Source organism: Rhodoblastus sp. (assembly GCF_052145335.1).
Classification (GTDB): Bacteria; Pseudomonadota; Alphaproteobacteria; order Rhizobiales; family Beijerinckiaceae; genus Rhodoblastus.
In genome coordinates this window covers 1-4,748 of record NZ_JBKQOU010000362.1, presented here as the reverse complement: position 1 = coordinate 4,748, position 4,748 = coordinate 1, and the positions used below count along the sequence as shown (strand labels likewise).

Annotated in this window: 2 protein-coding genes and 1 pseudogene; all 3 read left to right on the top strand. The window is 60.2% G+C overall.

Going from position 1 to position 4,748, the window contains the following annotated elements; translation table 11 throughout:
* Positions 1 to 264: pseudogene (locus ACLP2E_RS21520) on the top strand (Y-family DNA polymerase); the annotation flags it as partial.
* Positions 264 to 3,518 carry an error-prone DNA polymerase gene (locus tag ACLP2E_RS21515; RefSeq protein WP_442467077.1) on the top strand — a complete coding sequence of 1,085 codons (3,255 nt, stop codon included), beginning with the start codon at positions 264 to 266 and terminating at the stop codon, positions 3,516 to 3,518. The pseudogene ACLP2E_RS21520 and the gene ACLP2E_RS21515, both read left to right, overlap by 1 nt.
* Positions 3,519 to 4,078: 560 nt before the next feature.
* Positions 4,079 to 4,648 carry a hypothetical protein gene (locus tag ACLP2E_RS21510; RefSeq protein WP_442467076.1) on the top strand — a complete coding sequence of 190 codons (570 nt, stop codon included), beginning with the start codon at positions 4,079 to 4,081 and terminating at the stop codon, positions 4,646 to 4,648.
* Positions 4,649 to 4,748: the final 100 nt, after the last annotated feature.

Sequence of the window (4,748 nt, the reverse complement as noted above, 5' to 3'; positions counted from 1 at the left end):
GTTCTGGCGCTCGCCCCCGATGGGCCGCCCGCGCGCTTCCATTGGCGCAAAAAGTCGCATGACGTCTTGCGCGCCGAAGGACCGGAGCGCATCGCGTCGGAATGGGCGCGGCTCGATCCCGCGCCTTTCGGGCCGGAAGCGCCGACGCGCGATTATTATAGCGTTGAGGATGTGGAGGGCCACCGCTTTTGGCTGTTCCGGCGCGGACTTTACGAACGCGGCGACGACACGCCGCGCTGGTTCCTGCATGGGCTGTTTGCGTGATGTCTTATGCTGAGTTGGTATGCGCCAGCCATTACTCCTTTTTGCGCGGCGCCTCGCCGCCAGCCGATCTGATCCGCACGGCCCTGCAATTGGACTATCCCGGCCTCGGCCTGTGCGATCGCAATTCTCTGGCCGGCGTCGTGCGCGCCCTGTCCGCGCTGGAGGATTTTGCGCAGGCGCCGGATGACGAATTGGCGCAGCGCGCGAAAAACTTTCGCCTGCTGGCTGGCGCGCGCGTAAGCTTCTGCGATGGCGCGCCGGATGTCGTTGTCTATCCAGCCAATCGGGCAGGGTGGGGGCGGCTGTGCCGTCTGCTCACCCTCGGCAAGCGCCGGGCGAAAAAAGGCGATTGCCTGCTGCGCCTCGAGGATCTGCTGGCGGAGACTGAAGATCTTTTATTGATCCTGCTGCCGACGCAAAAGCCCGAAGCTCTGGAAAAGCCTTTAGCGCGTTTGCACGCCGCGTGTCCCGGCGCCATCTGGCTCGGCGCCAATATGCCGCGCGGTGGCCGCGACCGTCGTCGGTTGCAGGAATTGCGCCGTCTGGCGCAGGCGCAGGGCGTTAAATTGCTGGCGCAGAACGACGCGCTTTACTCAGTTCCGGAAGACTGCGCCTTGCAGGACGTGCTCTGCTGCGTGCGCGAGCATATGACCTTGGCTCAGGCGGGGCGGCGACTGGAGGTCAACGCCGAGCGCCATCTGAAATCGCCGCGTGAAATGGCGCGGCTTTTCGCCGACGCGCCGGAGGCGATCCAGGAAATTTCCATGTTTTTTTCTCGCGTAAAATTTCATTTGCGGGAATTGTCCTATGAATATCCCGACGAGCCGACGCCGCGCGGCTGGACGTCGCAGGCCTGGCTCGAGGAACTGACCCGCCGCGCTCTGCCGCAACGCTATCCGCAGGGCGCGCCGCCAAAAGTACGCGCGCTGATCGTCAAGGAATTGGCGCTGATCGCCAAGCTCGATTACGCGCCTTATTTTCTCACCATCCATGACATCGTGGATTTCGCGCGGAAAAAGGAAATCCTGTGCCAGGGGCGCGGATCGGCGGCCAATTCCGCCGTCTGTTACGTGCTGGGAATCACCGCTGTAGATCCGGCGGAAAATGACCTGCTTTTCGCGCGTTTCATCTCCGCAGCGCGGCGCGAGCCTCCCGATATCGACGTCGATTTCGAACATGAGCGGCGCGAGGAAGTCATCCAGCATATTTATGAAAAATATGGCCGCGAACACGCCGGCCTGGCGGCGGCGGTGATTTCCTACCGCCCTCGCAGCGCCCTGCGCGATGTGGCGAAAGTTTTTGGCCTGTCGGAAGACATGATCGTTGCGCTCGGCTCGCTGCAATGGGGCAGTCACGGCGATGGATTTTCCCGAAAGCATATCGCCCAGGCCGGACTCGATCCGGCCAATCCAACGATCCGCCAGGTCATTTTTTTCGCGCGGAGAATTTTGGGTTTCCCGCGTCATCTGTCGCAGCATGTCGGCGGATTCGTGCTGACGCGCGGGCGGCTGGATGAACTCGTTCCCATCGGCAACGCCGCCATGCCGGACCGCACTTTTCTCGAATGGGACAAGGACGACATCGCTGCGCTCGGCCTGATGAAAGTCGATATTCTGGCGCTCGGCATGTTGACCTGCATCTGCAAGGGTTTCGAACTGCTCGCGCGCCATGAGGGCCTCGAAATCGGACTGGCCGAGGTCCCGCGCGAGGACAGGGCGGTCTATGACATGCTGTGCAAGGGCGATTCAGTCGGCGTGTTCCAGGTCGAGAGCCGCGCGCAGATGAACATGCTGCCGCATCTGCGCCCGCGCAAATTCTACGATCTGGTGATCGAGGTGGCCATCGTGCGGCCGGGGCCGATCCAGGGCGACATGGTGCATCCCTATCTGCGCCGCCGCGCCGGACACGAACAGGTCAGCTTTCCCTCGCCGGCGCCGGAACATGGGCCGCGGGACGAATTGCATCGGGTGCTTGGCAAGACGCTTGGCGTGCCTTTGTTTCAGGAACAGGCGATGAGCCTCGCCATGGTCGCAGCGAAATTTTCCGAGGAAGAAGCCAATCGCCTGCGCCGCGCCATGGCGACCTTTCGTCATCTCGGCACGATCGGCGAATTCGAATCGATGATGGTTTCACGCATGTGCGCGCGCGGCTATGAACGTGAATTTGCACAACGTTGCTTCGAGCAGATCAAAGGATTTGGCTCCTATGGTTTTCCCGAAAGCCACGCCGCCTCTTTCGCCCACCTCGTCTATGTTTCGGCCTGGCTGAAATGCCGCCACCCGGCGGTTTTCGCCTGCGCCTTGCTGAACGCCCAGCCGATGGGTTTTTACGCGCCGGCGCAGATCGTGCGCGACGCGCGCGAACATGGCGTCGAAATCCTTCCGGTCGACGTCAATCATTCGTCATGGGACAATACGCTGGAACGCAAGGACGACGCGCTGGCGTTGCGGCTCGGCTTCCGCCAGATCGGCGGCCTGACCCAAAGCGAATTGGAGCGCCTGATCGCCGTGCGCGGAGAGGGTTTTGCCACGCTCGAGTCCTGCGCGACGCGGGCGGAGCTTTGCGCACGAACGCTCAAAATCCTGGCCGACGCCGACGCCTTCCGCTCCTGTCGCGTGCTGACCGTTTCGTGCGATCCGGCGCCGGAGAAAAAACTCGATCGCCGCGCCGCGCTCTGGGCGGCAAGACGCCTGCCGGGGACAAAACCCCTGCCTTTGTTTGCCGCCGCAGGGATCGAGGAATTAGGGGTCGAGCCCGATCCCGCCCTGCCGCTGTTGCGTCTCGGCGAACAGGTCGTCGCCGATTACCAGACCCTTCGGCTGTCGCTGGCGGCGCATCCGATGCAGCTTTTGCGTCCGCTTTTCGCCAGCGAAAATTTTGTTCGCGCCTGCGATCTCGCTGCTTGTCGCGACGGCGCGTGGAAAAAGGCGGCGGGCCTGGTGCTGGTGCGCCAGCGGCCGGGCAATGGCAAAATGATTTTCGTCACGCTGGAGGACGAGACCGGCGTGGTCAATGTCGCGCTTTATTCCACTTTATTCGAACGCTACCGCAAGGAGACCATGGCGGCGCGACTGATGGCGGTGGAAGGCAGGGTGCAAAAAAGCTGGGCGGGGGTGGTGCATCTGCTGGGACAGCGCGTCAGCGACCGCTCGGCCGAGCTTGGGCGCCTGTCGGAGAGCGCGACGGGCAGGGCGGACCGCGCCCATCACCCGCGCAACGTCCGGGTCATCCCGCAATCGCGCGATTTTCATTGACCCAAAATTCCGCTTGGCCGGCGCCAACTCCCGCCTTTATAAGACGGGAGGCGCGGGCGTGGCGAAATCGGTAGACGCAAGGGACTTAAAATCCCTAAAAACAGACGAATGTTTATATAAAATCATTGATTTATAATGAAAAAATGAGATAAAAGCGTTTATACGGTGTTTGTACAAACTTACGCGACTTGAGGCGCGAGGACGGGAGGTTGTGGGGGAGAAAAGGTATTGTGTGAGCGTGCCGGGGATCGAACCCGGATGCCGTAAGGCGACAGATTTTCTTACCACCTCGGCTTTCGCCGCCGCCCAAGCGTGCGTGGTCTGGACCATCCCTTCACCATTGGCCGAAGCCTTTAGGTGCTGCCCGTCTGGCCTCTACACCTTCCCCTTTCGGGGCTTGGCTCGGGATTGGCATAGGCTACTGCCGTTAGCTTTCCCCGAATTTGAGCAGTTCTACATAGAGGATTTCTCCTCAAGCACCCAAAAAATCTAAGTCTGTTGCGTCTACCAATTTCGCCACACGCTCGTCACGGGCACGTTTATAGGAGGAGTCGCAAGGAATGCCAAGGCCAGCGAAAAGAGCGGAGCGTTACGCGCATCCCTATAACGCCGCTATAACCATGTATCGTGGACGCCGGGCGGATAGTCCGTATTGGGAAGCCCAGTTCAAGATGCCTGATGGGAAGCTTCTCTATCGAGCGACGGGCGTTTCCGACAAGTCTCAGGCCGAAAAAATTGCCTATGATAGGTATCAAGAAACGATGAAGGCCGTTTCTGAGGGAAGGGGGGTGGGGCTCAGAAAGTTTCGCACGGCGGCAGAGCTGACGATCAAGGCTCTCGATGCCGAACTGGAAGCATCGGGATTAGTCGGTACTGAAGCCCACAAAATTACGAAGCACATCACCACGATCCGAAATCATCTTCTTCCTAAGTTCGGCGAATTGCCGTTGGCCGGAATTACGGAAAGAGATGTCGATGCTTACGCCGCTTCATTGAAGGGGCGGAATGGGCAGAAGGCAGCGAAAAGTACGATAAGCAACCACAATCACAGTTTGCAGTTAGTATTCAGGACAGCTCTTAAAGAAGGTTGGGTTTCCAAAGCCGATGTGGCAATCCCGGCTTACGTCTGAAATATAGCCCGTACTATACCTTCCCTAATCCAGTTACGCAGATCATCGGGGGCGTGACCGCGGGCAACTCGGGCATTGGGCTCACAGGCGTGCAGATGAC

What these genes read in the sequence shown, in the direction of transcription:
- ACLP2E_RS21515 (WP_442467077.1), top strand. Translation starts at nt 264, where the DNA reads ATGTCTTATGCTGAGTTGGTATGCGCCAGCCATTACTCCTTTTTGCGC.
- ACLP2E_RS21510 (WP_442467076.1), top strand. Translation starts at nt 4,079, where the DNA reads ATGCCAAGGCCAGCGAAAAGAGCGGAGCGTTACGCGCATCCCTATAAC.